This is a genomic window from Streptomyces thermoalcalitolerans, assembly GCF_039525155.1.
In the GTDB taxonomy this organism is placed as follows: domain Bacteria; phylum Actinomycetota; class Actinomycetes; order Streptomycetales; family Streptomycetaceae; genus Streptomyces; species Streptomyces thermovulgaris.
Genome location: NZ_BAAAHG010000007.1, coordinates 61,942 through 86,034, shown reverse-complemented (window position 1 = coordinate 86,034; position 24,093 = coordinate 61,942). Strand labels below are relative to the sequence as shown.

Genomic DNA, 24,093 nt, shown 5'->3' with positions numbered 1-24,093 from the left:
AGGCCGGCGGGGAGGTCAGATCGTCAGGGCGGTGTGGTGGTGCCATCCGGCGATCGTGTACTCGCCGACAGGACCGTGGCCGGGCAGTCCGGCCCAGGCGTGGTATTCGACCGGCGGCGGGGCGAACCGGACTCCGAGGCACCAGTTCAGGCGGCGGCCGAGCAGGGCGGCAGCGAGGACGGCCCCGAGGGAGGTCTCCATGCAGGCGGCCCTTCCGGGCCACCAGCGGGCGGTGTGCCGGACGGCGTCGACGAGGGTTTCGGCCCTGTCCGCATCCAGCGTGCGCCGGCCCACACGCCGGGCGAGACGGACCGCGCGGACCGTGTGCCGGAACGGCAGCCGCAGCAGCAGCACGGCGAGCGTGAACCCGGCTGCGGCGGCCAGGTGCTCGCGGCGGGTACCGGTGCGGACGGTGGAGTACGCCTCCATGCTGGTCACCGCCACCACCCCCATCCTCGGCGGCGCTTCCGGGCCGGTGTCTGGCCGTTGTGGGCAAGGCCCTGAGCGGTCAGCGCTTCGGCGACCGCGCGGACGTCGGCTGCGGCCTGCTCCGGGCTGATGCCGTACCGCTTGGCGTACCGGCTGGCGGCCTCCTCTCGGCTGGTGGAGGCGAGCAGGAGCAGCACCGCGGCCGATGCGGTCGGTGTCAGGCAGGTCCAGCGGCCGGTCCGTTCGCTGAGGATCGCACCGCCGTCGTCGGTGAGTACGGGGTGGGTGCCTTCACACAGCTGCCACACGGCCGCTCACCTCCTCCCACCACACGGCGGGGGCAGCGGCGTGCTGCCTCAGCCACACCTCGGCGGCGACCACCAGGTGCAGGGCGCCCTGGGCGGTCGGCTGCCCGGCCGCGGCCCTGGCCAGTGCGTCGGCGACCGGCTGCTCGGTGACCAGCCCGAGCGTCGCCAGCCGTGACGACGGCCCCAGCAGGTCCTTCAGGACGGGCGCGTTGTCGCGCAGGCCCGCGTACGACAGGGCGTTGAACCCGCCCTTGGTCGTGCGGGCCAGCACGAATTCGGGCACGACACCGCTGCCGGTGAACGCCGCGTCCAGCAGCGGCTTGTAGGTGCTGGGGGCGCCGCGCTGGTCGGCGGGCACAGTGAGGCAGGCCCTGATCACCTCGTTGTCCAGGAACGGCGCGGCCAAGTCGATGCCGTGCCAGGCGAGCGTGAGCGTCCGCCATCCGGTGGTGTCCGTGCCCACCCGCGTGAGGTCCTGCCGGACGGACCAGTCCGCGAGCCGGGCCGGAGCGTCGCTGACGGCTTCTGCGGCCTCCTCCACGGCGGTGGCGAGCATCCCCCGGACGTCAGGGGTCATCCAGTCCGCCGACGCCAGCAGCGGCGTCCAGGCGAGCGGGCGCTGGGCCTGCGGAATCCAGTCCCGCGCGGGCCCGCGCAGCTCGGCGGCCGTCTGCGCCCACGCCGCGCGCAGGTCGACCTGGGAGGCCGGGCGGACACGGCCGAGGAGCTGGAGAGGGGAGGTGTGCCGCAGGCGTGCATGAGAGAGGGCATGCTGCCAGGCGTGCCGGTGCCGTCCTTCGCGCAGCAGGTCCGCGAGGCAGGAGGAGGGGGCGGACAGGACGGCGTCGCCTGCCGACCCGGTGAAGTGCACGCCCCGGCCCGGGGTGTTCTCGGCGACTGTGTCCAGCACGGCCCGCTTGATCGAAGCAGTGACCACGTACGCATTCGGGGCGTCGGTCAGCGGCAGGTCCGACAGATCGTCAAGCCCCGCGTAGTACACCGTGCCGACCGTGCCGGGGACCGTGTGGTGGGTGAGCCCGGGCACGGTGGCCGCCGTGCGGGTCGCGTACGCCAAATCATCGTCCCGCAGGCGTTCGTCGGCGAACGTCACCGCAGCCACCGGGCCCCGCTGAGCGGCCAGGCACGCGAGCGTGGTGGAGTCCAGCCCCGCCAGGTCCGCGCTGACCGGGCGGTCGTCGGTTCGTGCGGCCACCGCCTCGGTGAGCGCGGCCCGTACCACCGGCGCTTGCTCGTGCAGGTCCGCTTCCGGGTAGGAGACCGGCTCGTACCGTTCCACCACCGCGCCGTTGGGGCTGAGCAGCAGCAGATGCCCGCCGGGTACTCGCCGCACCCCGCGCCACAGGCTCCGGTCGGCGAGCACGTCGGGCTGCCCGAAGGCGAGACGCGCGGCAAGCGCGGTCGCATCGACCGGGGCGCCGTCCAGCGCGGCGAGCGCGGATGCGCTGGTCGACCACCACATGCCCGTCGTGTCGGTCCGGTAGTACACCGGATGCTGCCCGGCCAGGTCTCCGATCACCGCGACGGTCTCGCCGCTGCGGGCGATGACGAGGTACGAGCCGGGCCAGCGGGTCAGCGCCCGCCAGTCCCGCGCCCGAACGGCCGGCAGCGCGTCCTCGAGCCGAGCCTTGTCGGCGCCGCACTCGCCGATCACCGCCATCGCCGCCCGGCCGTCGCCTGTCTGGCTGATGCGCTCAGCAGGCCACCCGCACGTCCATGTGTCGTCCAGACCCGGCACGGGTCTGCCGCCGGCGGGCCGCCGGTCGCTTCCCGCGGCCCCGTACCGACCCGCGCACCATCTCATCGGTGCCCACTCCCTTCCTTCAGGTGTGCCGGAAAAAGGGAAGGCGCCGAGCCCGCCCGCCCGTGCTCAGCACGAGAACGAAGCAGGCCCGGCGCCTTCATGCCGGGGTCAGGGCGTGGCACGCGATTCCACCGGACCCTGACCCCCGGTCACTCGCGGGTCAGGCGTACTTGTACTGCGTGTCGTCGGCGGTGTCGAAGTTCTCGGTGCCCAGCGTCACCTCGACGGCGGGGCCGGCGTCGAGGACGACGGGGGCCTGGTAGACCGGCTCGGTGTTCTCGGTGTTCTTGAGCATCGCGGACATCCTTCCGCTCGTTGCCCCGGCATCCGTATCGCCGGGGCTGGTGACCATCAGTAAAGGCACGTACGCGGACCGTGGGAAGCTGCCAGAATGTCTGCCGGTTTGTAGGCCAGTTGTGAACCAGCACGACTGATCGGGGCGGCCATGACCATCGGGGAACGCATCCGCGCCGCACGCGAGGCGCAGCGCCCCAAATGGAGCCAGCAGAAGCTCGCGGACGAGCTGTCGGCGGTGCGCTGGGGAAGGACCGGGTATCTCAACCGGCAGCAGGTCTACCGGTGGGAGCGCGGGCTGAGGGTGCCTACGGCGTGGTTGCCGTTCATCCAACAGGTTCTCAATATCGATCTGTCTGGTGACGATCCTGGCGACAATGAGGTCCAGTTCGCCGATACCGTGACCTCGGTCATGCATCTGGGAGGCAGCGACGTGGACCGACGAACCTTCCTCACGGCATCCGCCGGCGTCGGCCTGGCCGCGCTCGACCTGCCCGATGCCGAGGCGGTCACCCGCCGCGTGAACCGCCCCGGCCCCGTTGCCGTCGGCATGGGCGAAGTCACCGCGATCCGCACGATGACCAAGACCTTGGGCGATGCGGCGTCCGAACTCGGCGGCGGACATGCCCGTCACCTCGCCGTCCGCTACCTGACCGTGGATGTCAAGCGCTGGCTGGACGGCCGTTACAGCGAGCACGTCGGCCGGGAGCTGTTCGCGGCAACGAGCGAGCTGGTGCACCTGATCGGCTGGATGGCCCGCGACGAGGGCAACCAGGGCCTGAGCCAGCAGTACCACTTGCACAGCTACCAGCTCGCCGCCGAGGCCGGTGAGAACGAACTCGCCGCCACCGCCCTGCGTGGCCTGGCGGACCAGGCCATCGACCTCGGCCACATCCCCACCGCCGTGCGGCTCGCCGAGGCGTGCGAGCAGCGCGGCAGGAAGCTGACCAACCTCAAGGCGCTCGCGTACTACCGCAACACCTATGCCCGTGCGGCAGCAGCGGACGGCGACCACGCCACTGCCATGAAGCTCCTTACGGCCGCCCAGGCTGCCATCGAGAACGCGCCGGTCCCGCCGGGGGAGTCCTGGGCGAGCCACTACAGCCACGGCCGTTGGGCTCACGAGTCCGGCATGATCCACGCCAAGCTCGGTGACCTCGCCGCCGCCGAGGAGCACCTCCACCTGGCCCTCGACATCCACGGCCTCGACCGGAAACGCACCCGAGCGATCGTGCTCGCCGACCTCGGGCACGTGCAGTTCAAGCGCGGCGACACCGAGGTGGCTCTGGCCACCTGGGGCGAGTTCCTCGACTGCGCCGAAGGCGTCCAGTCCGTCCGCATCAACGATGCCGTGACCAACATCGCCGCCCGCCTGCGTTCGATCTCCGACAACCCGGCCGCCGGCGAACTCAGCGAGCGCCTCGCCGCCCGCACGTAGGGCACGGTCGCGCGTCCTGCTCGAGCCGGGGCGGTGTCTCGCGAGGGGCGGGAGACGGTGAGCACGCCGAGCGAGGCGTGTCAGGAGGTTACGGGCTCTTCACCCAGTTGCCTGACTTCCTAGGTTTCTGTGCGAAACCTGGCTGTCGCTCTTTTGAGTGACTGTGGGGCGCAGGGCGCATTCTCGTGGCCGCCGGGGACACTTCAGGGTTAAATGATTCCTGCGTTTCGGCCAATGAGGCTTATTTGACGAAAAGGCTGCCATGTCCACGAGGCATGGCGGTGGTTCTCTTGTTCATACTCCGCACACTGAGCAGAGGACCACGCATGGACCCGGCGACGGTACGTGCCGCCGGGTCCTTTGCTTTATACGGCTGCATTGGCCTGCGGCATGGGAGCCGCGCGCACTTCTTCACCAGTTCTTGAGGCGCAAGGAGCACTGGCGGGGTGTGCCTGCGCGTTGTTCCCACGCCCGCGCGCTGCCTTCGAGCCCCCTCGGCCTTGACGGTTGGCCGGCGGGGAACACGGCCGGACGGAGACCGTTTCCAAGGCTGCTTAAGGGATGTTCGCGGCCGTCCGGGCAGGCTCCGGAACGGTGCGCCAGACCGTGCGCCAGTTGGCGCACGGCTCTCGGCTGGTTCGGTCTGGTTGGGGTCTGGCTGGGTCTGGTTCGGGCTGATTCGGCAGGTCAGAAAGCCGCACCCCCTCTGACCTGCGCGTCTGCTCCGGTTCGAGTCCGGCTCCGGGCACCACTCATTACTCTCGGTCAACGCTTTTTGGCCGTGCGTATACGCTCGTTGTGGTGGTCGCGTGTCTTGGAAGCGTCGGCGTGGGGGAGCCGGAGCAGGCGGCTTCCTCATGCCCCGCAGGGCAGGGCGGGGCGCGGTGCGCACGGCGCACGGAAGCGGTGGACGCCGGGGGCGGCGCCGTCATCCGCGCGGCAGCTCTGGCCTGTGAACGGACCTTGTTCTCCTTCAACTTGGCCGTGTCCAACGCCGTGCCGACGGGAGACGGTGGGCCGGGCGGTCCGGTGTCCCCGCTGTCGGACGCCCGCAGGACGTACCGGTACCTGCGTGCACCTGGTGCGGTGAGGTGGCGTGGGCTGGGATCAGCGCAGCTCGCGGATCATGCAGTTGTACAGCGGGGCGTCCTGCCAGGGGCGGGACGTCCCGACTTTGCGGTACCCCCATGCCTGATAGGCGGCGCGGGCTGCTGCGGCTTCCGGCTCGGGCCGTACGGTGAGGGTGACGCGTTCGACGTCCAGGCCGTCGAGCAGTCGCGTGTGCAGGGCTGCGGCGATGCCGCGGCGGCGCCAGGGTTTGCGCACGGCGAGTTCGATGACGGCGAAGGTGCGGCGGCCGTCCTCCCGTACGAAGGCGTCCGGCAGGGTGACGTCCTGGAGGCTGTGCCACCAGCGGGTCTCCGGGGCGAGGTGGTGGCCGTAGGCGAAGCCCACCACCTCCTCCGCGTCCCAGGCCAGGATGAGCCGCATTCCGGGGCGGCGGACGTGGACCTGGTAGTGGTCGATGAACTCGGCGACGTCGCGCGGCCCTTCGCAGTAGGGCGGCTCTGCGTAGACCTCCTCGTACGCCGGCAGGAATGCGTCGAGCTGCCCGGCAGCGGCCTGGCCGTCGTGCCGGGTGTAGTGGATCTCGTGCATCAGGCGGCTCCCCGGGCGTGGGCGTATGCGCGTAGCTGCTGGGCGGTGTCCCGGGCGTCAGCGGTGTCCACCCGGTCGAGGAGGCCGGCGACCTCCGAGAGACGCTGCATGACGCGCCCGGACTCGATCTCGTCGAGGTGTCCGAGGCAGTCCCTGGCGTGGCCGGCGCCCTCGTCCGCGTCACCGCCTTGGATCAGGCTGCGGGCGAGCGTGAGCCGGTACAAGGCGCGGTTGCGGCCGTAGGTGCGGTCCTGATGCTCCAGTGCGGCCCGCAGGAAGGGCACGGCACGGTCGTGGTGGCCGTTCTCGACGTGGAGCAGCCCTTGGGCGAAGTCGAGTTCGGCGGTGCCGTGGAACGCTGCCCACTCGGGGGCGGGCCGGCCGCGGTCGGAGCGGTCCAGCAGGCGCATGGCCTCCGCCAGACGCCTGCGGGCACCGGTGTGATCACCCATGAGGGACAAGGCCCGTGCCTCTCGGGAGGCGAGCAGGGATTGCAGGGCGGGGGAGCCGAAACGGGCCGCTTGATCCCGGGCTGCCCGGGCCAGGTCGTAGCCGTCCCGGGGACGGCCCTCGTGGCTGGCCTGCAGGCTCAGGGAGGCCAGGACGAGGATTGCGAGGGACGCGTCCCGCAGCATGGTGGCCGTCGTCAGGGCCTCGCCCCAGTAACGGCGGGCCTGGTCCTGCTCTTCGGTGTCGTAGTAGAGCCAGGCGCAATGCTCGGCGGTCTCGCCGGCGAGGAGCTGAAGCTGACGGCCCAGGGCGTCCGGGTACGTCGACGTGTTGATGATGCGGCGGATCCGGTGAAGATGGCGGACGGCCAGGGGACGGACGTCGCCGCCGCCGTACGAGTCGTCCAGGCGGTACAGGAACCGCAGACCTTCCCGTAACTCCAGCAGGTGGGTGGTGCCGATGGCGCCCTGCCTCCCGGTCGGGGAGAGGTGGGCCACGGGCTCGGGGAGGCCGGTGGCTGCAACGACGCCGATCGAGTCGGCGAGGAATGCCCGTCGGTCCACGCTGATGCCTTCCTGTGCGAGGAGTGGTGCTCTCTCCACGGTGACACCGGGCGGTGGGTTGGGGAAGCCCAACTCGACGGGGTTCACGCCCAGCATGGCGTGGATGACGCGCCAGGCACGTGCGCGTGGTCTGGGTGGCGGAACATCTCGCCACCAGCGGCGGACTTGACGAGCAGTCACGGTTGTCGGTTCGGCGAGTAAGGCCGCGGTCTCCTCGAAGGCGCGGATGAATTTGGCGGGTGTGTCCCAGCCATGGGCGGTGCATACCTGCTCGAACAGCGATGGCGTCTCGGCCACGGCGTACCTCCGGTGCTCCCTGCCTGCCGACCGTAGCGACGGAAGCGGACTTGGAATGCCCTCTTGCGTGAAATGTCCGCCCAAAAGTCCGGGTTGACGTCCCTACCGGCGCGGCAGGAGGGAGTTGGCTCGTATGTGAACGGAGAGCCACGGAGGGAGCTCCCATCGTGAACAGGCCGCAGAGGGCACCGGCACCGCCCCGCGTGACGGCTGAGCACTGGCTGTCGTCTGAAGCCCCGACCACGCCGCTGCGCACCGACCCACGCCCGTTGCATGCGGCGGAAAGGGGGACCGCGGAGTGAACGGCGCGACGAACGACCAGCGCGCAGTGGAGGGCGTCGTGGTGCCGGGGTGGGAGCGGCAGCTTGCGGTCGCCCACTGGCTTCTGTCCGCTGCCCGGGATCGGGACGTGGCTCGTCGCGAGTGGCTGATGCAGGCGGCGGCGTTGCTGGCGTGCGGCGGGATCTTCGCCGCCGTGCGGATGCCGGGGGATCTGGTGCGCGTCGCGGCGCAGACGTCCGCCGAGGCAGAGGTGAACGGCTTTCTTCGCCGTGCGCTGGATGGCGGGCCGGTGATCCACGGCAGGTATTCGGACCAGTACTACGCCTTGGTTCCCGGTTCCACTGCGTGGCGGCGTCCGCCCCGGGCCTTTCCCGGCCTGGAGTGTCTGGGCCGGGACTGCTTTCTGGGCGTGCCGGCGGTGGACCGTACGGAGCCCAAGGGGCGTGCGTACTGGGCGGTTCCCATGGGCTCTCCCGGAGAGCTGTGTGATCCGCGGCTGGTGTGGGCGCTGGTCCAACTCGCCCAGGAACGCCACCAGGCGGCCGAGACCGCAGAGGCCGCGGATGAACGGACATGAGCCGGACGATCACCCTCACAGAGGGGGCCCGCTACGTGGACTGGCTGGGCGGGCCTCCCGGGGCGATCCCCGCGTGGCTGCGGGCCGAGTCCGAAGCCCCGGCCGTCTGATCAGACGACCGGCGGTCGGCCCAGCCGGGTCATCCGCCACACCGTGGCCCACCGCATCGGCCGGCGGGGCGGGCACGGTGTGCGCAGGCCTTCGGCGAACCCGTCGAACCAGGCCCGCAGCCCCGCCGCCGACCTGGTGCGGGCCACGGTCAGCGCGGTCCAGACACCCAGATAGACGGGAACGAGGGGGCGGGAAGGTGCCGTTTGGCGAGCCAGACCCGGTTGCGGGCGACCATGCGAGGGAAGACCGTGTGCCGGGTCGGCGATGTCCACGGGTGCTGGAGCACCAGCTCCGGCGCGTAGAGCACCTTCCAGCCCGCGTCCAGCGCCCGCCAGGCCAGGTCGGTCTCCTCGTGCGCGTAGAAGAACGGCTCGGGCCAGCCGCCGATCTGGTCCAGCATCCGCATGGACAGGGCGTGTCCGCCGCCCAGGAACGTCGTCACCAGCCCGCCCCGCGTCGGATCCGATGCGCGCAGGCGCGGGACGTGGCGGCGCTGGGTGCGGCCTCGCTCGTCGGCGATGCGGAAACCGACGATGCCCAGCTGCTCGTCCGCCGCGTACAGCTGTGTCAGCCGAGTGAAGACGTCCGGGCTGATCAGCAGGCCGTCGTCGTCCAGGTTCACCACCACATCGACGTCCCCGAACTGCCGCAGCCGGGCCAGGGCGGCGTTACGGCCGCCGGTCACGCCCAGGTTCTCCGGCAGCTCCACACCGGTGACCCACTCGGGCAGAGGCGGCAGCGGTGCGCCGTTGCCGACGACCACCACCCGCGCGGCAGGCGTGTCCTGTCCGGCGACCGACTCCAGCAGGTCGGCCAGCTCGGCGGACCGCGTGCCCATGGTCAAGACGGCGACGCCTACGCGCGGGTGACGCACGGATGAACTCCCGTCCTCGACTCCGGTGCCGGTGATGCTAGCCGTCCGGTGCCGGCCACCGGCCGCATACCGGAAGGCCACCATGCCCACCATCCGCCTCGGCGACTACCTCACCGCCCCCACCAGCGGAATGCTGGACGGCACCCCGTACGGGCGGCTGGAGAAAGCCGAGCTGGCCGATTTCCTCGCGCTCTGGGAGGACTGGCACCGCACTCTCGGTCAACGCTTGTGGATCGTGTGTATACGCCCGTTGTGGTGGTTGCGTGGCTTGGTCGCGTCGGCGTGGGGGAGTCGGGGCGGCAGGGACGGCACCGCCCTTCGCACGGCAGCCCTGGCGTGTGAACCGACCTTGCTTTCCTCCCACTTGCTTTCTTTCGGCTTGGCCGCGTCCAACGCCGTACCGGCGGGAACGGCGGGCCGACTGGTCCGGCTTGTACACACCTGGTGTGGTGAGGCGGCGAAGGTGAAGTGGGGGCAGACAGGCGGCTGTCGGCCGGGCCGCGGTCGCTTTTCCGGGGACAGTACGGGGTGTTGGGTCAGGTGGAGGGAGCCTGGCTCCGCGGCAGGGCCGCGAACTGGAGTGCTACACGTCAACTCCCGTGAACTCACGGGTCGCGGGGTGTCAACTCGGAGTACCGTTCGGGGGGTCGAGGTCGGAAGGGAGGACACCGTATGCCTCTCGCCAGTGACGAGCACATCGGCGCTCGTGTCCGGATCGCCCGTAACGCGGCTGGGTTGACTCAGGTCGAACTGGGGGATTTCCTCGGTCGCACGGCCGACTGGGTCGCAGGGGTCGAGAACGGGCGTTTGGCACTTGACCGGTTCTCCGTCATCACCGCGATCGCCGAGCGGTGTGACGTCGACGTGGTGTGGCTGCTCGGGCAGCCCTACCGGCTTCAGCACAACGGCGGCAGCCTCGCACACGCCCACATCCCCGCCCTGCGGACGGCTCTGCGCCGGTCCGGGCTGATTCTGTCCGGGCATCCGGGCATGAGCCCGTCGGGGGCGCCGGCCGGCCTGGAGGCGCTGCGACGCCGGACCCAGGAGGCGAACAGCGCACGGCAGGCGGCGAATCTGCCACGTGTGGCCATGGTGCTGCCGCCGCTCGTCGAGGATCTGAACACCGCGCTGCTGCTCCTCGACGGCTCCGGCCGCGAGGACGCGCTCCGGCTCCTGGCGGACGTCGCCCGTACGGCACGCATGTGCCTCAACCAGCTCGGCTACCCGGATCTCGCATGGGTGTCGGCGGAGGTCGCGGCCGGTGCGGCGACGCAGCTCGGTGACCCCGTGATGAAAGCCGCGGTGGCGTGGGACCGGTGCGGAGCACTGCTGCACCAGGCCACGCTCAAGGAGGCGGTCGCCGTCGCGGATGCCGCGCTGCGGGACCTGGAGCCGTACGCGAGCGGACGGAGCGCGGACGAGCGGGCCGTGTCCCTGCGGGGTGCGCTGCATCTGCGGGCGGCGATCGGCCACGCGCGGGGCGGGCGCGCCGATGACGCGTGGGCGCGTATCGACGCGGCACTGGAGGACGCCGACCGGCTCGGTCCCGACTGGTACGACCTGGAAGCCCAGACGGTGTTCGGACGGGGCACGGTCGCCGTCCACGCGGTGGAGGCCGGGGTCGAGGTCGACCAGCCCGATGCCGGGCTGAAGAGAGTGCCCCACGCGGACGTCACCAAGGTTCCGAGCAAGGAGCGGCGCACGCACTTCGCGATCGACGAAGCGCGGGCACTGCACCGCATGGGGCGCAGTGCTTCGGCCGTCGTCAAACTGCGTGAGGCCGCCGGACAGGCTCCCTACTACGTGTACGCCGACCCGATGGCCCGCGCTCTGGTCTCCGACCTCGCCCGGGTCGGGGTGCCCTCGCAGGCGGCGACTCTGTCCGGGCTCATCCGGAACATGGAACTCGTCAGTTAGGCACGAGGTGCACAACGGGCGCGTAATCCCTGCCGATGAGCGCCCCTGAGGAATTCTTAGGGTTGGGAACGCCTTTGCGGGCAATCCTGAGGTGGTCACTGTTCGTGTCTGACTGATCACCTGGGGGTATCGGCGATGGTGCCGATCAACATCCGCGCCCCGGTCGCCGTCGTGCGCGCGTGGGCCGCGCTGGAGTGGTCCGTCGTTCCGGGCCACCGGTATCGGCCCAGGCAAGGCTGTACGGGCGGCAACTCCGCTTGTGCCGTGTTGGGCGTGCATCCGCTGCCGCAGTCCCGCACGCCTGCGGCGGACGCTGTTCTCGTCCCGCGTCCGGTCGGCTCGGCTGCCATGGCCGGGCATGGCAGCAGGCAGGTCCCGCAGCCGTGCCACGTCGCCGCGCCGGATGCCCGCGCTCTGTTCGTCCTGCCGATGACCGACCGGTGTGCGCTTGTTGACGAGGCGGCAGAGGCGCGCACCGGCCCGGACGGCTGGGGCGCCCTCCCGCCGGGTCAGGGAACGCGCGGGGATACGCCGCCCCGGGACGAAGAGGCGGACGAGACGCGGAACTTGACCCCTGGTGAAAAGAACCGCCACGCCCTTGACGGCTGCCTCGCGGCTCTTGCGGGGGTGAGCGACCAGTGACCCGCCCGACGCCGCCGAACGAAGAGCACGAGACGGAGGACGCCGTCCAGGTGGCGGGACGGGAGCGGCAACTCGCGGTCGCGCACTGGCTCTTGTCCGCTGCGCGGGACCGGGATGCGGCCCGCCGGGAGTGGCTGTTGCAGGGTGCGGCGCTTCTGGCGTGCGGTGGGATCTTCGCTGCCGTGCGGTTGCCGGGGGATCTGGTGCGTGCGGCGGCGCAGACGTCTGACGAGGCGGAGGTGAACGGCTTTCTCCGCCATGCGCTGGACGGCGGTCCGGTGATTCACAGCAGGTATGCGGACCACTATTACGCCTTGGTGCCCGGCTCCACCGCGTGGCGGCGTCCGCCCCGGGCCTTTCCGGGCCTGGAGTGCCTGGGCCGGGACTGCTTTCTGGGCGTGCCGGCGGTGGACCGTACGGAGCCGAAGGGGCGTGCGTACTGGGCGGTTCCCATGGACTCCCCCGGAGAGCTGTGCGACCCGCGGCTGGTGTGGGCGATGGTCCAGCTCGCCCAGGAACGCCACCAGGCCGTCGAGGCCGCAGGGGCCGCGGATGAACGGACATGAGCCGTTGGGGGGCGGGCTCTGGCGTCGTTCCCAGGGGACACCCGGCGCGCGTCCACGGGGTGGCCGCGTCGCTCCGGTCCGCCGGTCCTGTGCGGTCGCTCGCGGGCGCGGACACCGTTGACGGTGCGGGCGCCGTTGACACCGGGTGGGGCCGGGCGGAATCTCGGGGATGCTCACCTGAAAAGCCGTCCGCTGTGCGACCGCGCTCGATCCGTCTCCAGGCACGGACGCCCCACCCGAAGGGAACGACCGATGCGCACCACTGTCGGCATCATCGGAGCCGGACCGGCCGGCCTGCTGCTCGCCCGGCTGCTCCACAACGCCGGCATCGACTCGGTCGTCCTGGAGAGCCGCGACCGCGCCTATGTCGAGCAGCGCCAGCGGGCCGGAGTCCTGGAGCAGGGCACCGTCGACGTGCTGCGTGCGGCCGGGGCCGGGGAGCGGATGGACCGCGAGGGGCTCCGGCACGACGGGATCGAGCTGCGCTTTAACCGGCGCCGGCACCACATCGACTTCCCCGCGCTCACCGGCGGGCGGTCCGTGACGGTCTACGCCCAGACCGAGGTGTGCAAGGACCTCATCGCCCTGCAGCTCAAGGAGGGCGGCCCGCTGCTGTTCGAGGCCGAGGCGCTGGCCGTGGAGGGGGCCGGGACCGACCGTCCCTCCGTCCGGTTCCGTCACGAGGGGCGCGAGGACGTCCTCGTGTGCGACTACGTCGTCGGGTGCGACGGCTTTCGGGGCGTGTCCCGCAAGGCGATCCCCGCCTCGCTCTCCCGGGTGTTCGAGCGGACGTACCCCTTCGGCTGGCTCGGCATCCTCGCGGACGTGCCCCCCTCGCACCACGAGCTGGTCTACGCCCGGCACGACCGCGGGTTCGCCCTGCTGTCCATGCGCTCCCCGTCCGTCTCGCGCCTCTACCTCCAGGTGCCCGCGGACACCGACGCCGAGGAGTGGAGCGACGAGCGGATCTGGGACGAGCTCGAGCGGCGGCTCGAGACGGACGACGCCTGGACCCTGCGGCGCGGACCGGTCACCCAGAAGTCGGTGACCCCCATGCGCTCCTACGTCCATGAGCCCATGCGCCACGGCCGGCTGTTCCTTGCCGGGGACGCCGCCCACATCGTGCCGCCGACCGGGGCCAAGGGGCTGAACCTCGCCATCGGGGACGCCGTCACCTTCGCACGGGCCCTGGTGCACCGGCGGGAGACCGGGTCCGACGCGCTCCTCGACGCCTACTCGGCGACCTGCCTGCGGCGCGTCTGGCAGGCCGAGCGGTTCAGCCACGACCTGACGGCGATGCTGCACCGGGACCCCGGCGCCACCCCGTTCGACCGGCGTCTGCAGCTGGCCCGTCTGGACCGCATCAGCTCCTGCCGGGCCGCCGCGGCCGACTTCGCCGAGGGGTACACCGGGTTCCCGCTCGACTGACGGACCGGCGGACCGGCAAACCGGCGAACCGCCGGACGAACCACCGGTGATCGGGCGAACGGGCGAAAGGGCCCAGCGGCTCGTCCGGTGTCTCCGGCCGGTTCCGGACGTGTCGCGGCTTGGTCATGAATGACATCGTCCGTGGCCGGGAATCACCTGGTCGCGTAGCGTGTTCGGCAGCAGGAGAAGGAAAAAGATCCTTCTGAGGTACTAGGGCCCGTCCTTTGCCTTTCCATTACTCTTGGACCAAGGCCGCGCCGTGTGGCCATGGAGGAGTGAGATGAGGAGCAGAAACCCGGTCTTCTCGCGACGGGGGTTCAGCCGCGACAACGGCTACGCGGGCTTCAACACCGCGCCGCAGGCCGGGGGCCCCGCAGTCGGCACGCAGGGCAACCCATACGCGCAGGGCAACCCGTACGCCCAGCCGGTCGGCAACCCCTACGCGCAGAACCCTTACGCTCAGCAGGACCTGCAGTACGGCGCGCCGCCACAGGCCCCGGTCGCCACCGGCCGGATGACGATGGACGACGTCGTCCTGCGCACGGCGTCCACGCTCGGCACCCTGGTCGTGACGGCCGCGCTCGCCTGGGCGCTGCTGCCGGTCGACGCCGCCAACATCGGACGTTCCTACGCCATCGGGATCGGTGCCGCGCTGGTCGGCATGGTGCTGGCCCTGGTGCAGTCCTTCAAGCGCAAGGCCTCGCCCGCGCTGATCCTGACCTACGCCGCTGTCGAGGGCGTGTTCCTCGGCGTCGTCTCCAGCATTGTCGACACCCACATCGCCAGCGGCGCGGCCATGCAGGCCGTGCTCGGCACGATGGCGGTCTTCGCCGGCGTCCTGGTGGCGTACAAGGCGGGCTGGATCCGCGTCAACCGCCGGTTCTACGGCTTTGTGATGGCGGCGACGCTCGGCTTCGTGCTGCTGATGATGGTGAACCTGCTGTTCGCCGTGTTCGGCGGCGGTGACGGCCTCGGCTTCCGCAGCGGTCCGCTCGGCATCTTCTTCGGTGTCGTCGGCATCATCCTCGGCGCCTGCTTCCTCGCCCTGGACTTCAAGCAGGTCGAGGACGGCATCGCCTACGGTGCGCCGCGCGAGGAGGCCTGGCTCGCGGCCTTCGGCCTCACGCTGACGCTGGTGTGGATCTACCTGGAGTTCCTGCGACTCATCGCGATCCTCAACCAGAACGACTGACCACGGCCGGTTCCCCGGCGATGCGCCGAGAGCACACGGACGCCATGAACGAAAGGGCCCCGGGATCCCTCCCGGGGCCCTTCGTCGTGCACAAGGCAATGCAGGGCGATACGCGCTCAGGCCCTGGGGACGTGCCCAGGCCCTGAGGGAGGGCGTCCGGATCCTGCCGTGGGTCGCGGGGCACCCCGCCCACCGGAGCCGGCCGGTCCGGACGGCACCCCTTAGCGCAGCCTGCGCGCAGCCCTCCTCAGGTCGTACTCGTGGATGATCGCCTTGGCGTGGCCGTAGGCGAGGTTGTGTTCCTGGCGGAGCCAGCGGACCTTCTCCTCGAAGCCGAGGGCGGGGCCTTCTTCGACGGTGCGCAGCCAGTCGGAGATCTCACGACCGGTGCAACGGGGGATGCGGGCGAGCAGATTGCGATGGGTCTCCTCGGAGAAGACTTGGGACATCGGCGCCTCCGGACACATTCGATGTAGCCGGTCCTTCACGTCACCGTGCCCGAGGGTGTGCGCATTGGCAACAGGCGTGCAGCGACGCGTAATCTCGCGGTGTGGTGGACACGACTTCTCTGATCCGGGCAGTGGATCACTTCGCCGACCGCCTCCGGGCGGCGCCGCAGAGCCGGTTGCAGCGGGCGGGCGCCGCCGAGGCGCTGGCTCTGGCCAGGGAGTTCGCCCGGCGGGCCCAGCTCGCCGAGTTCCCCGGGGCCGAGCCGCGGGAGATGCCGGACGCGGGGATGTTCGCGGCCGCGGATCAGGTCACCGTCGCCGGACGCGATCTGGCGCTCGTACTGAAGACCGAGGAGGAAGTGGTGGAGGCCGTACGTCTGGTGCAGGAGGCGCAGCGACGGGCAGGCGTCTGACCCCTGTCACGGATTCCGGCCACAGGGACCGGTCACAGGGAGGCAGGGGTTCCGCTCACAGAGAGGTGATGACGCGGTCCGCCAGGATGTACACGTTCTCCTCGCCGCAGGCGAAGGTGAGCGTGTAGGCGCCGGAGACGCTGGAACCGCCCAGCAGGACCGGGGACTCGCCCGCGCGCAGGGCGGCGGCCAGACGCTCGGCGGTCTCCCGGTGGCCCGGGGTCATGCACAGGGTCGTACCGTCGGCGAAGACGTAGACGTCGAGGGTGCCCAGCGGGCCCGGACGGACCTCGGTCAGCTCCACACCGGACTCGGCCAGCTCCTCCAGCGTGGCCACCGTCTGCTCGTGGTCGCCCACGGCCGGGGACGGGTGGGGCGTGAAGTCGGGGTGCGAGGGGTGCCGGCGGCGGGCCGCGGCCAGCTCCGGGGACTCGCCGGAGCCGGTCTGCTCGTCGTCCTCCGGGCCGGTCTCGGTCACCGGCTCCAGGCGCTCCGCTCCCGCGCGGTCGGTCTGCCGGGGCAGGAACAGCTCGCCGTCGGGCAGCCCGAGCAGGGAGGGCGAGTCGGCGGCCTCCCTGGCCTCCTGGGCGGCCCAGAACGCCCGTGCCTCGGCCAGTTCCCGCTCCCGCTCCTCGGCGAGCGCCTGGACCACGGCAGCACGTATCTGCTCCGCGTCCACAGGGCCGCGGGCGGCGGGCAGCAGGGCGCGCAGGGTGGCGTCGTGGTTCTCCGCCAGCTGCTTCTGCAGGGCCGCGACCTCGCGTCGCAGGGCGAAAAGGGTGCGCAGGACGGCGACACCCACGGCGCCGGTGGCGGCCGTGGTGAGCAGCAGGGCGATCGGTATGGCGCTCACTGACGTACTCCCGGGTTCACAGTCGATCCCCGACTTCCTACATCAGCTTGAAGGGCGGACTATCCAGCTGTCAGTGCGTAACTTCACAAAACGGACAGGAGCGCAGCTCGCGTATTCCTTGGGGAATGCGCTGACCTGCGGTGATCCCTGTGCCGCGGGAGAAAGGTCACATCCCGAGGGAGATTGGATCACAAAACGGCCCGGAATCCAGGCGTTTCCCGGATTTCGGGCCGTTCGGTCACAGCGGGTGACGAAGCGGGCTCCCGTGGATCTTCGGGCGGCCGCGGGTCCCGCCGTTCGGGACTCGGTTCAGGGAAGCAAGGGGATCACAACGGGATCAAAGAGGCGAGGTGATCAAGGGGATCAGCTGAGACGCTCGATGATCATGGCCATGCCCTGGCCGCCGCCGACGCACATCGTCTCCAGGCCGAACTGCTTGTCGTGGAACTGCAGGGAGTTGATCAGCGTGGCGGTGATGCGGGCGCCGGTCATGCCGAAGGGGTGGCCGACGGCGATCGCGCCGCCGTTGACGTTCAGCTTCTCCAGCGGGATGTTCAGCTCGCGGTAGGAGGGGATCACCTGGGCGGCGAACGCCTCGTTGATCTCGAACAGGTCGATGTCGTCGACGGTCATGCCGGCCCGCTCGAGCGCCCGCCGGGAGGCCTCCACCGGGCCGAGGCCCATGATCTCCGGCGAGAGGGCGGAGACACCGGTGGAGACGATCCGGGCGAGCGGGGTCAGGCCCAGCTCACGGGCCTTGGTGTCGGACATGATGACGAGCGCGGCGGCCCCGTCGTTGAGCGGACAGCAGTTGCCGGCGGTGACCAGCCCGTCGGGGCGGAAGACCGGCTTGAGGGCGGCCACGCCCTCCATGGTCACGCCCGGGCGCGGCCCGTCGTCCTTGCTGACGACGGTGCCGTCGGGCAGGGTCACCGGGGTGATCTCCCGCTCCCAGAAGCCCTTCTTGATGGCCTCCTCGGCGAGGTTCTGCGAGCGGACGCCGAACTCGTCCATCTCCTGGCGCGTGATGCCCTTCCAGCGGGCGAGGTTCTCCGCGGTCTGGCCCATCGCGATGTAGGGGTCGGGCAGCAGGCCGTCCTCACGCGGGTCGTGCCAGGTGGCGCCCTCCTGCTGCGCGACGGCGGCGGTACGGGCCTCCGCCTCGGCGAACAGCGGGTTGTGGGTGTCCGGAAGGCTGTCGGAGTTGCCCTTGACGTACCGGGAGACCGTCTCCACGCCGGCCGAGATGAACACGTCGCCCTCGCCGGCCTTGATGGCGTGCATCGCCATGCGGGTGGTCTGGAGGGAGGAGGCGCAGTAGCGGGTGATCGTGCAGCCGGGCAGATGGTCCATGCCCATCTGCACGGCGACGATCCGGCCGAGGTTGTTGCCCTGCTCGCCGCCGGGCAGGCCGCAGCCGAGCATCAGGTCGTCGATGTCCTTCGGATCCAGCTCGGGGATCTTCGCAAGGGCGGCCTGGACGATCGTGGCGGTGAGATCGTCGGGGCGCATGTCCTTGAGGGAGCCCTTGCGGGCGCGGCCGATGGGGGAACGGGCGGTCGAGACGATGACGGCTTCGGGCATCACGGCTCCAGTGACGTATGTGACGTATGGGGAAAGGTGAGCGGCTGCTTGGAAGTTACCCGTCCGTACGGTCAAGGTCACGGAAACCGCGGTGTGACGCTGACCGCAATTGTCTAAGCGCTTGCTTTCCCTGTTTCCGTCGTCCTTTCCTCTCCCCGTCCCCGGTTTCCCCAAACCGGTGTCACTCCACGAACAGACCCCGCTCCGCCGCCTTGCCGTCGAACTCCTCCAGCCACGCCTGGGCGTCGGGCAGGTTGTCGCACATGGCCTCCAGGAGCACCCGGCCCAGCAGCATCGGCGCGCACGCGGTGTCGAAGACGAGCCCGGTGCCGACCGCCGCGGGCAGCAGCAGGTCGGAGTGCTTGGCGACCGGCGCGAAGGCGGAGTCCGCGACCGTGACGACGGTCAGCCCCGCCTCCTTGGCGTGGGCGAGGGCGTCCACGACCTCACGCGGATGGCGCGGCAGCGCGAAGCACAGCAGCACCGAGGCGCCCGCCCGTACGGCGCCGTCGATGCGGTCCTGGAGCATCGTGCCGCCCTCGTTGAGCAGCCGTACATCGGGATGGACCTTGCCGGCGAAGTACGCGAAGCCGTGGGCCTGGGCGGCCGCGGCCCGCAGGCCCAGGACGGGCAGCGGACGGGAGGCGGCCAGGAGACGGCCCGCCTTGCGTACCGGCTCCGGATCGGCCAGCGCCTCCGCCAGGTGCCGCAGATTCTCGATCTCGGCCTCGATCGCCTGCTGGTACTCGTTGGACAAGGCCGGACGGGCCACGGGCCCGGCGGGGGCGACCTCGCGCAGATGGCGGCGCAGCGCCGGGTAGCCGTCGAAGCCGAGCGCGACCGCGAAGCGGGTCACCGACGGCTGGCTGACCCCGGCCAGCTCGGCCAGTTCGACACTGGAGAGGAACGGCACATCGGCGGCCCGCCGCACCATGCTGTGCGCGATGCGCCGCTGGGTCGGCGTGAGCCGGTGTCCCTCGAAGAGCGCCTGCAGCCGCGCGGCAGGGCTGTCGGTCCCGCTCATGACGTGCTTCCCCTCCAGAAGTCGTCGCCCCTCGGGAGGGTACCTTCCCGGCCAGTTTCTATTCAGATGTCAAGAACTCTGCATGAGGTCATGCAGGCGCGGCAAGGACCGGCGGGCGTCACCGCGCGGTCCCGAGGCGGCGCCGACGGTGGCCTGCCCCGCCGCACAAGAGGGGGTTATCCCCAGTGCGGCGGGCGCCTTGGCTGCCTAGCCTGAGCCGCATGACCGGAATGGACGCGCGGGGCACCGAACTGAAGACCGAACTGAAGAAGGAACTCGACGCCTCTCTGCAGGCCCGCCGGGAGCTGGGCGAGGAGTACGAGTCCGCGCTGGTCGACTCGTTCCTGGAGAAGGTCGACCGGCGCATCGACGAGGCCGTCGAACGCCGGGTGCGCCGGCAGCTCGCCGAGCAGCAGACGGCGACGGTCCGGCAGTCCCGCTCGCCGGGGACCGCCAACTCCTGGGGCGAGCGCTTCGGCTTCGGCATCACCTCCCTGGTGCTGGCCCTCCCGCTGTCCGGGATCGGAGGCTCCGTCGGCGGCCTGCCCGGTCTCATCGTCGTCTGGCTCGGCATCGTCGGTATCAACGTCGCCCAGGCCGTCCGCGACTGAAAAAGCGGCTGAAAAGGCGACTGAAAAGGCGACTGAAAAGGAGTGGGACGGGGACGGCACCGGGCTGCGGGGAGCGGCGCCGGACCGGGTGTGAAAGAGGTGCGTGAAGGGGAGGCGCACAAAAAGAGGCGCGCGTACGCCGGGACAGAGGCGCGCGGGGACCGCCACTCCCCGTACGACCGGGGGGTGGGACGACGGCGGTCCCCGCGAGGGACGCGGTCCGGCTCGGGATCGGGACCGGACAGACGCGTCCACGACGTCCATGGGGATCCGGGAGCCGCTCCGGAAGTCCCCTGGCGCCGCTGTCGTCCCCCACTCTTCCGGGCCCGTGTTAAACGGATGCTGCGGGCATGTGAAACGCTCGTACCGTTCCCGTGAGCGGCTACGGCTTCTCGCCCTTGGCCAGGAAGGCGAGCAGGTCCTGACGGCTGACCACACCGGTCGGCTTGCCCTCCACCAGGACGATCGCCGCGTCCGCCGTGCCGAGCACCTCCATCAGGTCGCTGACCGGCTCACCGGAGCCGACCTGCGGCAGCGGAGCCGACATGTGCTTCTCCAGCGGGTCCTCCAGCGCGGCCCGCTTGGTGAACAGCGCGTCCAGCAGATCCCGTTCCACCACGGACCCCACGACCTCCGCCGCCATGACGTCCGGGTGGCCGGCGCCCGGCTTCACGATCGGCATCTGCGAGACGCCGTACTCGCGCAGCACCTCGATGGCCTCGCCGACCGTCTCGTCCGGGTGCATGTGGACCAGGGAGGGGATGCCCCCCTCCTTGTGGTTCAGCACGTCGCCGACGCGCGCGCTCGGGCCCTCGTCCTCCAGGAAGCCGTAGTCGGCCATCCACTCGTCGTTGAAGATCTTGCTGAGGTATCCGCGCCCGCTGTCCGGCAGCAGCACCACCACGACGTCGTCCGGGCCGAGCCGTTCGGCGGCCCGGAGGGCGGCGACGACCGCCATGCCGCAGGAGCCGCCGACCAGGAGGCCCTCCTCCTTGGCCAGACGGCGGGTCATCTGGAAGGAGTCCTTGTCGGAGACGGCGATGATCTCGTCGGCCACGGTCCGGTCGTAGGCGGTCGGCCAGAAGTCCTCCCCGACGCCCTCGACGAGGTACGGCCGGCCGGAGCCGCCGGAGTACACCGAGCCCTCGGGGTCGGCGCCGATCACCTTGACCCTGCCGTCGCTGGCCTCCTTCAGGTAGCGGCCGGTGCCGGAGATGGTGCCGCCGGTGCCGATGCCGGCCACGAAGTGGGTGATCTTCCCCTCGGTCTGCTCCCAGATCTCGGGGCCGGTGGAGTGATAGTGCGAAAGGGGGTTGTTGGGGTTGGAGTACTGGTCGGGTTTCCAGGCGCCCGGTGTCTCCCGCACCAGCCGGTCGGAGACGTTGTAGTACGAGTCCGGGTGCTCGGGCGCGACGGCCGTCGGGCACACGACCACTTCCGCACCGTAGGCGCGCAGGACGTTGATCTTGTCGGTGGAGACCTTGTCCGGGCACACGAAGATGCACTTGTAGCCCTTCTGCTGGGCCACGATGGCAAGGCCCACGCCCGTGTTTCCACTGGTCGGTTCGACGATCGTGCCGCCCGGCCGGAGTTCCCCGCTCCGCTCGGCCGCCTCGATCATGCGCAGGGCGATGCGGTCCTTCACGGATCCGCCCGGGTTGAAGTACTCGACCTTGGCCAGGACGGTCGCCCTGATCCCCTTGGTGACGCTGTTGAGGCGTACCAGCGGGGTGTTGCCGACGAGGCTGATCATCGAGTCGTGGAATTGCACCGTTGTCTCCGGTTGCTGCAAAAGGTCTGGTCGTCGTGGTTCCGCCAGCGTAGGCCAGGAGCGCGAGGTCAAGGGCGGGTGTTCACTCCCCGTCGGGATTGAGCGACTGTCCGTACGGGGCAAGGAGTGGATGTACGGCTACGGAGGAGGTGGCGGCGGCATGACGAGCATGTCGAGGGCGAGAGTGGCCCGGCGGATCGCGGCCGGTGCCGCGTACGGGGGCGGCGGGCTCGGCCTGGTCGGCGCGGCCGCCGTCGGTCTGCTGCTGGCCGAGGTGCAGATGGCCAAGCGTCATGTGGGCAACGGCACGGACCAGCGCGTGCCGTCCGCGGACGGGCTGTACGGCCTGGCGTACGACACTCCCGGCGAGCCGCCGCTGAGCCTGGTGATGCTCGGTGACTCCACGGCCGCGGGCCTGGGCGTCCGCCGGGCCGGGCAGACGCCGGGCGCGCTGCTGGCGTCGGGGCTCGCGGCCGTGGCGGAGCGTCCGGTGCGGCTGCGGAACGTCGCCGTGTCCGGTGCCCAGTCCGACGACCTGGAACGGCAGGTGGCGCTGGTGCTCGCCGACCCGGCTAAGGTCCCGGACATCTGCGTGATCATGATCGGTGCGAACGACGTGACCCGCCGGATGCCGCCGACCCGCTCGGTGCGGTATCTGTCGGCGGCGGTACGGCGGCTGCGCACGGCGGGTGCGGAGGTCGTCGTGGGCACCTGTCCCGACCTGGGCACGATCGAGCCGGTGCCGCAGCCGCTGCGGTGGCTGGCCCGGCGGGCCTCACGGCAGCTGGCGGCGGCGCAGACGATCGGGGTGGTGGAGCAGGGGGGCCGGACCGTGTCCCTGGGCGATCTGCTCGGACCCGAGTTCGAGGCGAACCCGCGCGAGCTGTTCGGGCCGGACAACTACCACCCCTCCGCGGAGGGGTACGCAACGGCGGCGATGGCGGTGCTGCCGACGGTGTGCGCGGCGCTGGGGCTGTGGCCGGCGGAGGAGGAGCGCCCGGACGTGTCACGGCGCGAGGGTTTCCTGCCGGTGGCCCGTGCGGCGGCGGAGGCGGCGTCGGAGGCGGGCACGGAGGTCACGGCCGCCATGCCCACCGGGCCGCGGGGGCCGTGGGCCCTGCTCAAGCGGCGCCGGCGGCGGAGGGTGCCGGAGCCGCAGCCCGCGCCTTCCGGCCTGTCCGGGGAGACAGGCCGGGGGACAAGCTGGGAGAAGGGCTGAGGCGGGGGAAGCCGGGAGGAGTCCGGGGAGGAGATCCGGGGCCTTCCCGGCGGGGGCGGGAGGCCGGGTCCCTTCCGGTCCGTTCTTGGATTCGTCCCATGAACGCTCTTTTCATGAACACTCGTTAGCCTGCCGCACTGACGAGTGTGCCGGGACGACGACAAGGACGACGACAAGGAGGCAGTACGTGGCACGCGGAAGTCGTGCGGATCGTGGAGGTCAGGTCCTGGCCCGGGTGGCCGTCGTGGTACGGGCCGGGGCGGCACCGCTGTGGTGGCTCGGGATCCTCGCGGCAGGAGCCGGGATGCTGGTGCCGGGGCTGACCGGGCGCCGGATCGGTGCTCTCGCGGGGGCCGCGCTGTTCCTGGCGGCAGCGGTCGTCGTGGCCTGCGTACGGCGTCGGCGCTATCGGGACCTCGCTCAGGGCGCCTCCCGCGCCGGACGGTACGACCTGCTCCAGGACCGGGCGGTCAGCCTCCGGGTCTGGCGCCGGAGGCATCTGTGGTGGCTGCTGCCGGCGTTCCTGGCCGCGCTGGGCAGTTCCTTCGCCCTGCCCGCGGCCGGCGGCATGCTCCTGGCCGGGACCGGTGTGGGGCTGTGGCTGAAGGCCGCCTGGCTCGGCCGGCTGGAGCGCTCCGAGGACGCCCTGCTGTGGGTGCGCGTCGACTGGCTCGACAAGCGCGGCGGGAACCCCGCGGGCAAGGCGGTCCGCGCCTACCGCACCACGGGCATCGCGGCGGGCGACGCGGCCCCGGGCGGAGCGCGCCGCCGTGCGGCGCTCGCCCGGTCGGCGGCGTGAGGAACGCAGGAGGAAGAACCGGGACCTCAAACCGGTGGCCGCGACGGCCGGACGGGCAGGACAAGCAGGACAGGTGAGGGTGCCGCGCGATCCGCCGGGGCACGGGCCCTGTGCCCCGGCGGAGGCGGCCGTGCTCAGACCTCCAGGCTCTCCTCGATCTTCTTCAGCTGGTGGCGGGCCATCGCCAGGTTGGCCCGCTTGCTGTCGAGGACGAGGTACAGGAACAGGCCGCTGCCGCCGCGTCCGCTGAGCAGACGGATCAGGTGGTACTGGTCGGTCAGGGTGATCAGGATGTCCTCGATCTGCCCCTTGAGGCCGAGGTGCTCCATGGTGCGCATCTTGGCCCGGACGACATCGGTGTTGCCGGCGGCGGCGACGGTCAGGTCCAGGCTCTTGCCGCCGCCCAGCGTGCCCAGCGCCATGCCGCTGGTGTAGTCGACGAGCGCGACACCGGTCGCACCCTCGATGGAGGCGAGCGCTTCCTTCAGACAGGTCTCGGTGTTGGCCATGGCGGATCTCCT

The 24,093-nt window shown here is 71.1% G+C and carries 23 protein-coding genes and 1 pseudogene; 11 read left to right on the top strand and 13 right to left on the bottom strand.

Going from position 1 to position 24,093, the window contains the following annotated elements; translation table 11 throughout:
* Positions 1-15: 15 nt before the first annotated feature.
* The 4 genes from ABD224_RS06915 to ABD224_RS06900 all read right to left on the bottom strand — a co-directional run bounded on the left by ABD224_RS06915 (position 16) and on the right by ABD224_RS06900 (position 2,854).
* On the bottom strand, positions 16-444 hold the full coding sequence (locus ABD224_RS06915) for a lasso peptide biosynthesis B2 protein (protein ID WP_344047944.1): 429 nt from the start codon (positions 442-444) through the stop codon (positions 16-18).
* Positions 435-737 (bottom strand): PqqD family protein, encoded by a 303-nt coding sequence (locus ABD224_RS06910; RefSeq protein ID WP_344047942.1) that lies wholly within the window; start codon positions 735-737, stop codon positions 435-437. The genes ABD224_RS06915 and ABD224_RS06910 overlap by 10 nt, the downstream gene beginning before the upstream one ends.
* A complete protein-coding gene (locus ABD224_RS06905; protein WP_344047940.1) occupies positions 721-2,559 on the bottom strand; it encodes an albusnodin/ikarugamycin family macrolactam cyclase in 1,839 nt (612 codons plus the stop codon). Before ABD224_RS06905 ends, ABD224_RS06910 begins: the two co-directional genes overlap by 17 nt.
* 160 nt (positions 2,560-2,719) lie before the next feature.
* Positions 2,720-2,854: a hypothetical protein gene (locus ABD224_RS06900; protein WP_344047938.1), complete on the bottom strand. Its 135-nt coding sequence runs from the start codon at positions 2,852-2,854 to the stop codon at positions 2,720-2,722.
* A 150-nt stretch (positions 2,855-3,004) separates the two neighbouring features.
* On the opposite strand from ABD224_RS06900, the gene ABD224_RS06895 reads away from it, so the two are divergent.
* The gene (locus tag ABD224_RS06895) at positions 3,005-4,291 is read left to right on the top strand and encodes an NsdA family TPR-like regulatory protein (RefSeq protein WP_344047936.1); all 1,287 of its coding nucleotides are present in this window, start codon (positions 3,005-3,007) and stop codon (positions 4,289-4,291) included.
* A 1,107-nt stretch (positions 4,292-5,398) separates the two neighbouring features.
* Here the strand turns inward: ABD224_RS06895 and ABD224_RS06890 are convergent.
* Entirely contained in the window at positions 5,399-5,950 is a 552-nt protein-coding gene (locus ABD224_RS06890) for a GNAT family N-acetyltransferase (RefSeq protein WP_344047934.1), read from the bottom strand.
* Positions 5,950-7,260, bottom strand: coding sequence for an NsdA family TPR-like regulatory protein (locus ABD224_RS06885; protein ID WP_486388845.1), 1,311 nt, complete (start codon positions 7,258-7,260; stop codon positions 5,950-5,952). The genes ABD224_RS06890 and ABD224_RS06885 overlap by 1 nt, the downstream gene beginning before the upstream one ends.
* A 298-nt stretch (positions 7,261-7,558) precedes the next feature.
* On the opposite strand from ABD224_RS06885, the gene ABD224_RS06880 reads away from it, so the two are divergent.
* Complete coding sequence (locus tag ABD224_RS06880) at positions 7,559-8,119, top strand: hypothetical protein (RefSeq protein WP_344047930.1); 561 nt, start codon at positions 7,559-7,561, stop codon at positions 8,117-8,119.
* 110 nt (positions 8,120-8,229) lie between these two features.
* Here ABD224_RS06880 and ABD224_RS06875 read toward each other — a convergent pair.
* A pseudogene (locus ABD224_RS06875) lies at positions 8,230-9,104 on the bottom strand (glycosyltransferase family 2 protein).
* Between the two features lie 672 nt (positions 9,105-9,776).
* Between ABD224_RS06875 and ABD224_RS06870 the strand changes: the two are divergent.
* From ABD224_RS06870 to ABD224_RS06850, 5 genes are all read left to right on the top strand, one after another.
* Positions 9,777-11,021: a helix-turn-helix domain-containing protein gene (locus tag ABD224_RS06870; protein ID WP_344047928.1), complete on the top strand. Its 1,245-nt coding sequence runs from the start codon at positions 9,777-9,779 to the stop codon at positions 11,019-11,021.
* A gap of 135 nt (positions 11,022-11,156) precedes the next feature.
* The gene (locus ABD224_RS06865) at positions 11,157-11,663 is read left to right on the top strand and encodes a hypothetical protein (protein ID WP_344047926.1); all 507 of its coding nucleotides are present in this window, start codon (positions 11,157-11,159) and stop codon (positions 11,661-11,663) included.
* On the top strand, positions 11,660-12,229 hold the full coding sequence (locus ABD224_RS06860) for a hypothetical protein (protein WP_344047923.1): 570 nt from the start codon (positions 11,660-11,662) through the stop codon (positions 12,227-12,229). The genes ABD224_RS06865 and ABD224_RS06860 overlap by 4 nt, the downstream gene beginning before the upstream one ends.
* A gap of 252 nt (positions 12,230-12,481) precedes the next feature.
* Positions 12,482-13,657: a 4-hydroxybenzoate 3-monooxygenase gene (locus ABD224_RS06855; protein ID WP_344047921.1), complete on the top strand. Its 1,176-nt coding sequence runs from the start codon at positions 12,482-12,484 to the stop codon at positions 13,655-13,657.
* A gap of 280 nt (positions 13,658-13,937) precedes the next feature.
* Positions 13,938-14,849 (top strand): Bax inhibitor-1/YccA family protein, encoded by a 912-nt coding sequence (locus ABD224_RS06850; protein ID WP_344047919.1) that lies wholly within the window; start codon positions 13,938-13,940, stop codon positions 14,847-14,849.
* A gap of 221 nt (positions 14,850-15,070) precedes the next feature.
* On the opposite strand, the gene ABD224_RS06845 is transcribed toward ABD224_RS06850, so the two are convergent.
* Positions 15,071-15,298, bottom strand: a complete 228-nt coding sequence (locus ABD224_RS06845; protein WP_344047917.1) for a DUF4287 domain-containing protein — start codon at positions 15,296-15,298, stop codon at positions 15,071-15,073.
* A gap of 101 nt (positions 15,299-15,399) precedes the next feature.
* On the opposite strand from ABD224_RS06845, the gene ABD224_RS06840 reads away from it, so the two are divergent.
* Entirely contained in the window at positions 15,400-15,711 is a 312-nt protein-coding gene (locus tag ABD224_RS06840) for a hypothetical protein (RefSeq protein ID WP_344047915.1), read from the top strand.
* A 55-nt stretch (positions 15,712-15,766) separates the two neighbouring features.
* Here the strand turns inward: ABD224_RS06840 and ABD224_RS06835 are convergent, their stop codons facing one another.
* The 3 genes from ABD224_RS06835 to ABD224_RS06825 all read right to left on the bottom strand — a co-directional run bounded on the left by ABD224_RS06835 (position 15,767) and on the right by ABD224_RS06825 (position 19,172).
* Positions 15,767-16,564, bottom strand: coding sequence for a hypothetical protein (locus ABD224_RS06835; protein WP_344047913.1), 798 nt, complete (start codon positions 16,562-16,564; stop codon positions 15,767-15,769).
* A gap of 363 nt (positions 16,565-16,927) precedes the next feature.
* A complete protein-coding gene (locus ABD224_RS06830; protein ID WP_344047911.1) occupies positions 16,928-18,148 on the bottom strand; it encodes an acetyl-CoA C-acetyltransferase in 1,221 nt (406 codons plus the stop codon).
* 181 nt (positions 18,149-18,329) lie between these two features.
* Positions 18,330-19,172 (bottom strand): MurR/RpiR family transcriptional regulator, encoded by an 843-nt coding sequence (locus ABD224_RS06825; protein ID WP_344047909.1) that lies wholly within the window; start codon positions 19,170-19,172, stop codon positions 18,330-18,332.
* Between the two features lie 221 nt (positions 19,173-19,393).
* On the opposite strand from ABD224_RS06825, the gene ABD224_RS06820 reads away from it, so the two are divergent.
* Complete coding sequence (locus ABD224_RS06820) at positions 19,394-19,783, top strand: hypothetical protein (RefSeq protein ID WP_344047907.1); 390 nt, start codon at positions 19,394-19,396, stop codon at positions 19,781-19,783.
* Between the two features lie 382 nt (positions 19,784-20,165).
* On the opposite strand, the gene ABD224_RS06815 is transcribed toward ABD224_RS06820, so the two are convergent.
* Complete coding sequence (locus ABD224_RS06815) at positions 20,166-21,554, bottom strand: cystathionine beta-synthase (protein WP_344047905.1); 1,389 nt, start codon at positions 21,552-21,554, stop codon at positions 20,166-20,168.
* Between the two features lie 160 nt (positions 21,555-21,714).
* Between ABD224_RS06815 and ABD224_RS06810 the strand changes: the two genes are divergently transcribed.
* Positions 21,715-22,773: an SGNH/GDSL hydrolase family protein gene (locus ABD224_RS06810; protein ID WP_344047903.1), complete on the top strand. Its 1,059-nt coding sequence runs from the start codon at positions 21,715-21,717 to the stop codon at positions 22,771-22,773.
* Between the two features lie 187 nt (positions 22,774-22,960).
* On the top strand, positions 22,961-23,572 hold the full coding sequence (locus tag ABD224_RS06805; RefSeq protein ID WP_425580924.1) for a hypothetical protein: 612 nt from the start codon (positions 22,961-22,963) through the stop codon (positions 23,570-23,572).
* A gap of 134 nt (positions 23,573-23,706) precedes the next feature.
* Here ABD224_RS06805 and ABD224_RS06800 read toward each other — a convergent pair whose 3' ends face one another.
* A complete protein-coding gene (locus ABD224_RS06800) occupies positions 23,707-24,081 on the bottom strand; it encodes a roadblock/LC7 domain-containing protein (RefSeq protein ID WP_067396780.1) in 375 nt (124 codons plus the stop codon).
* Positions 24,082-24,093: the final 12 nt, after the last annotated feature.

What these genes read in the sequence shown, in the direction of transcription:
- ABD224_RS06905 (WP_344047940.1), bottom strand. Translation starts at nt 2,559, where the DNA reads ATGAGATGGTGCGCGGGTCGGTACGGGGCCGCGGGAAGCGACCGGCGG.
- ABD224_RS06900 (WP_344047938.1), bottom strand. Translation starts at nt 2,854, where the DNA reads ATGCTCAAGAACACCGAGAACACCGAGCCGGTCTACCAGGCCCCCGTC.
- ABD224_RS06895 (WP_344047936.1), top strand. Translation starts at nt 3,005, where the DNA reads ATGACCATCGGGGAACGCATCCGCGCCGCACGCGAGGCGCAGCGCCCC.
- ABD224_RS06890 (WP_344047934.1), bottom strand. Translation starts at nt 5,950, where the DNA reads ATGCACGAGATCCACTACACCCGGCACGACGGCCAGGCCGCTGCCGGG.
- ABD224_RS06870 (WP_344047928.1), top strand. Translation starts at nt 9,777, where the DNA reads ATGCCTCTCGCCAGTGACGAGCACATCGGCGCTCGTGTCCGGATCGCC.
- ABD224_RS06865 (WP_344047926.1), top strand. Translation starts at nt 11,157, where the DNA reads ATGGTGCCGATCAACATCCGCGCCCCGGTCGCCGTCGTGCGCGCGTGG.
- ABD224_RS06855 (WP_344047921.1), top strand. Translation starts at nt 12,482, where the DNA reads ATGCGCACCACTGTCGGCATCATCGGAGCCGGACCGGCCGGCCTGCTG.
- ABD224_RS06850 (WP_344047919.1), top strand. Translation starts at nt 13,938, where the DNA reads ATGAGGAGCAGAAACCCGGTCTTCTCGCGACGGGGGTTCAGCCGCGAC.
- ABD224_RS06845 (WP_344047917.1), bottom strand. Translation starts at nt 15,298, where the DNA reads ATGTCCCAAGTCTTCTCCGAGGAGACCCATCGCAATCTGCTCGCCCGC.
- ABD224_RS06830 (WP_344047911.1), bottom strand. Translation starts at nt 18,148, where the DNA reads ATGCCCGAAGCCGTCATCGTCTCGACCGCCCGTTCCCCCATCGGCCGC.
- ABD224_RS06825 (WP_344047909.1), bottom strand. Translation starts at nt 19,172, where the DNA reads ATGAGCGGGACCGACAGCCCTGCCGCGCGGCTGCAGGCGCTCTTCGAG.
- ABD224_RS06820 (WP_344047907.1), top strand. Translation starts at nt 19,394, where the DNA reads ATGACCGGAATGGACGCGCGGGGCACCGAACTGAAGACCGAACTGAAG.
- ABD224_RS06810 (WP_344047903.1), top strand. Translation starts at nt 21,715, where the DNA reads ATGACGAGCATGTCGAGGGCGAGAGTGGCCCGGCGGATCGCGGCCGGT.
- ABD224_RS06800 (WP_067396780.1), bottom strand. Translation starts at nt 24,081, where the DNA reads ATGGCCAACACCGAGACCTGTCTGAAGGAAGCGCTCGCCTCCATCGAG.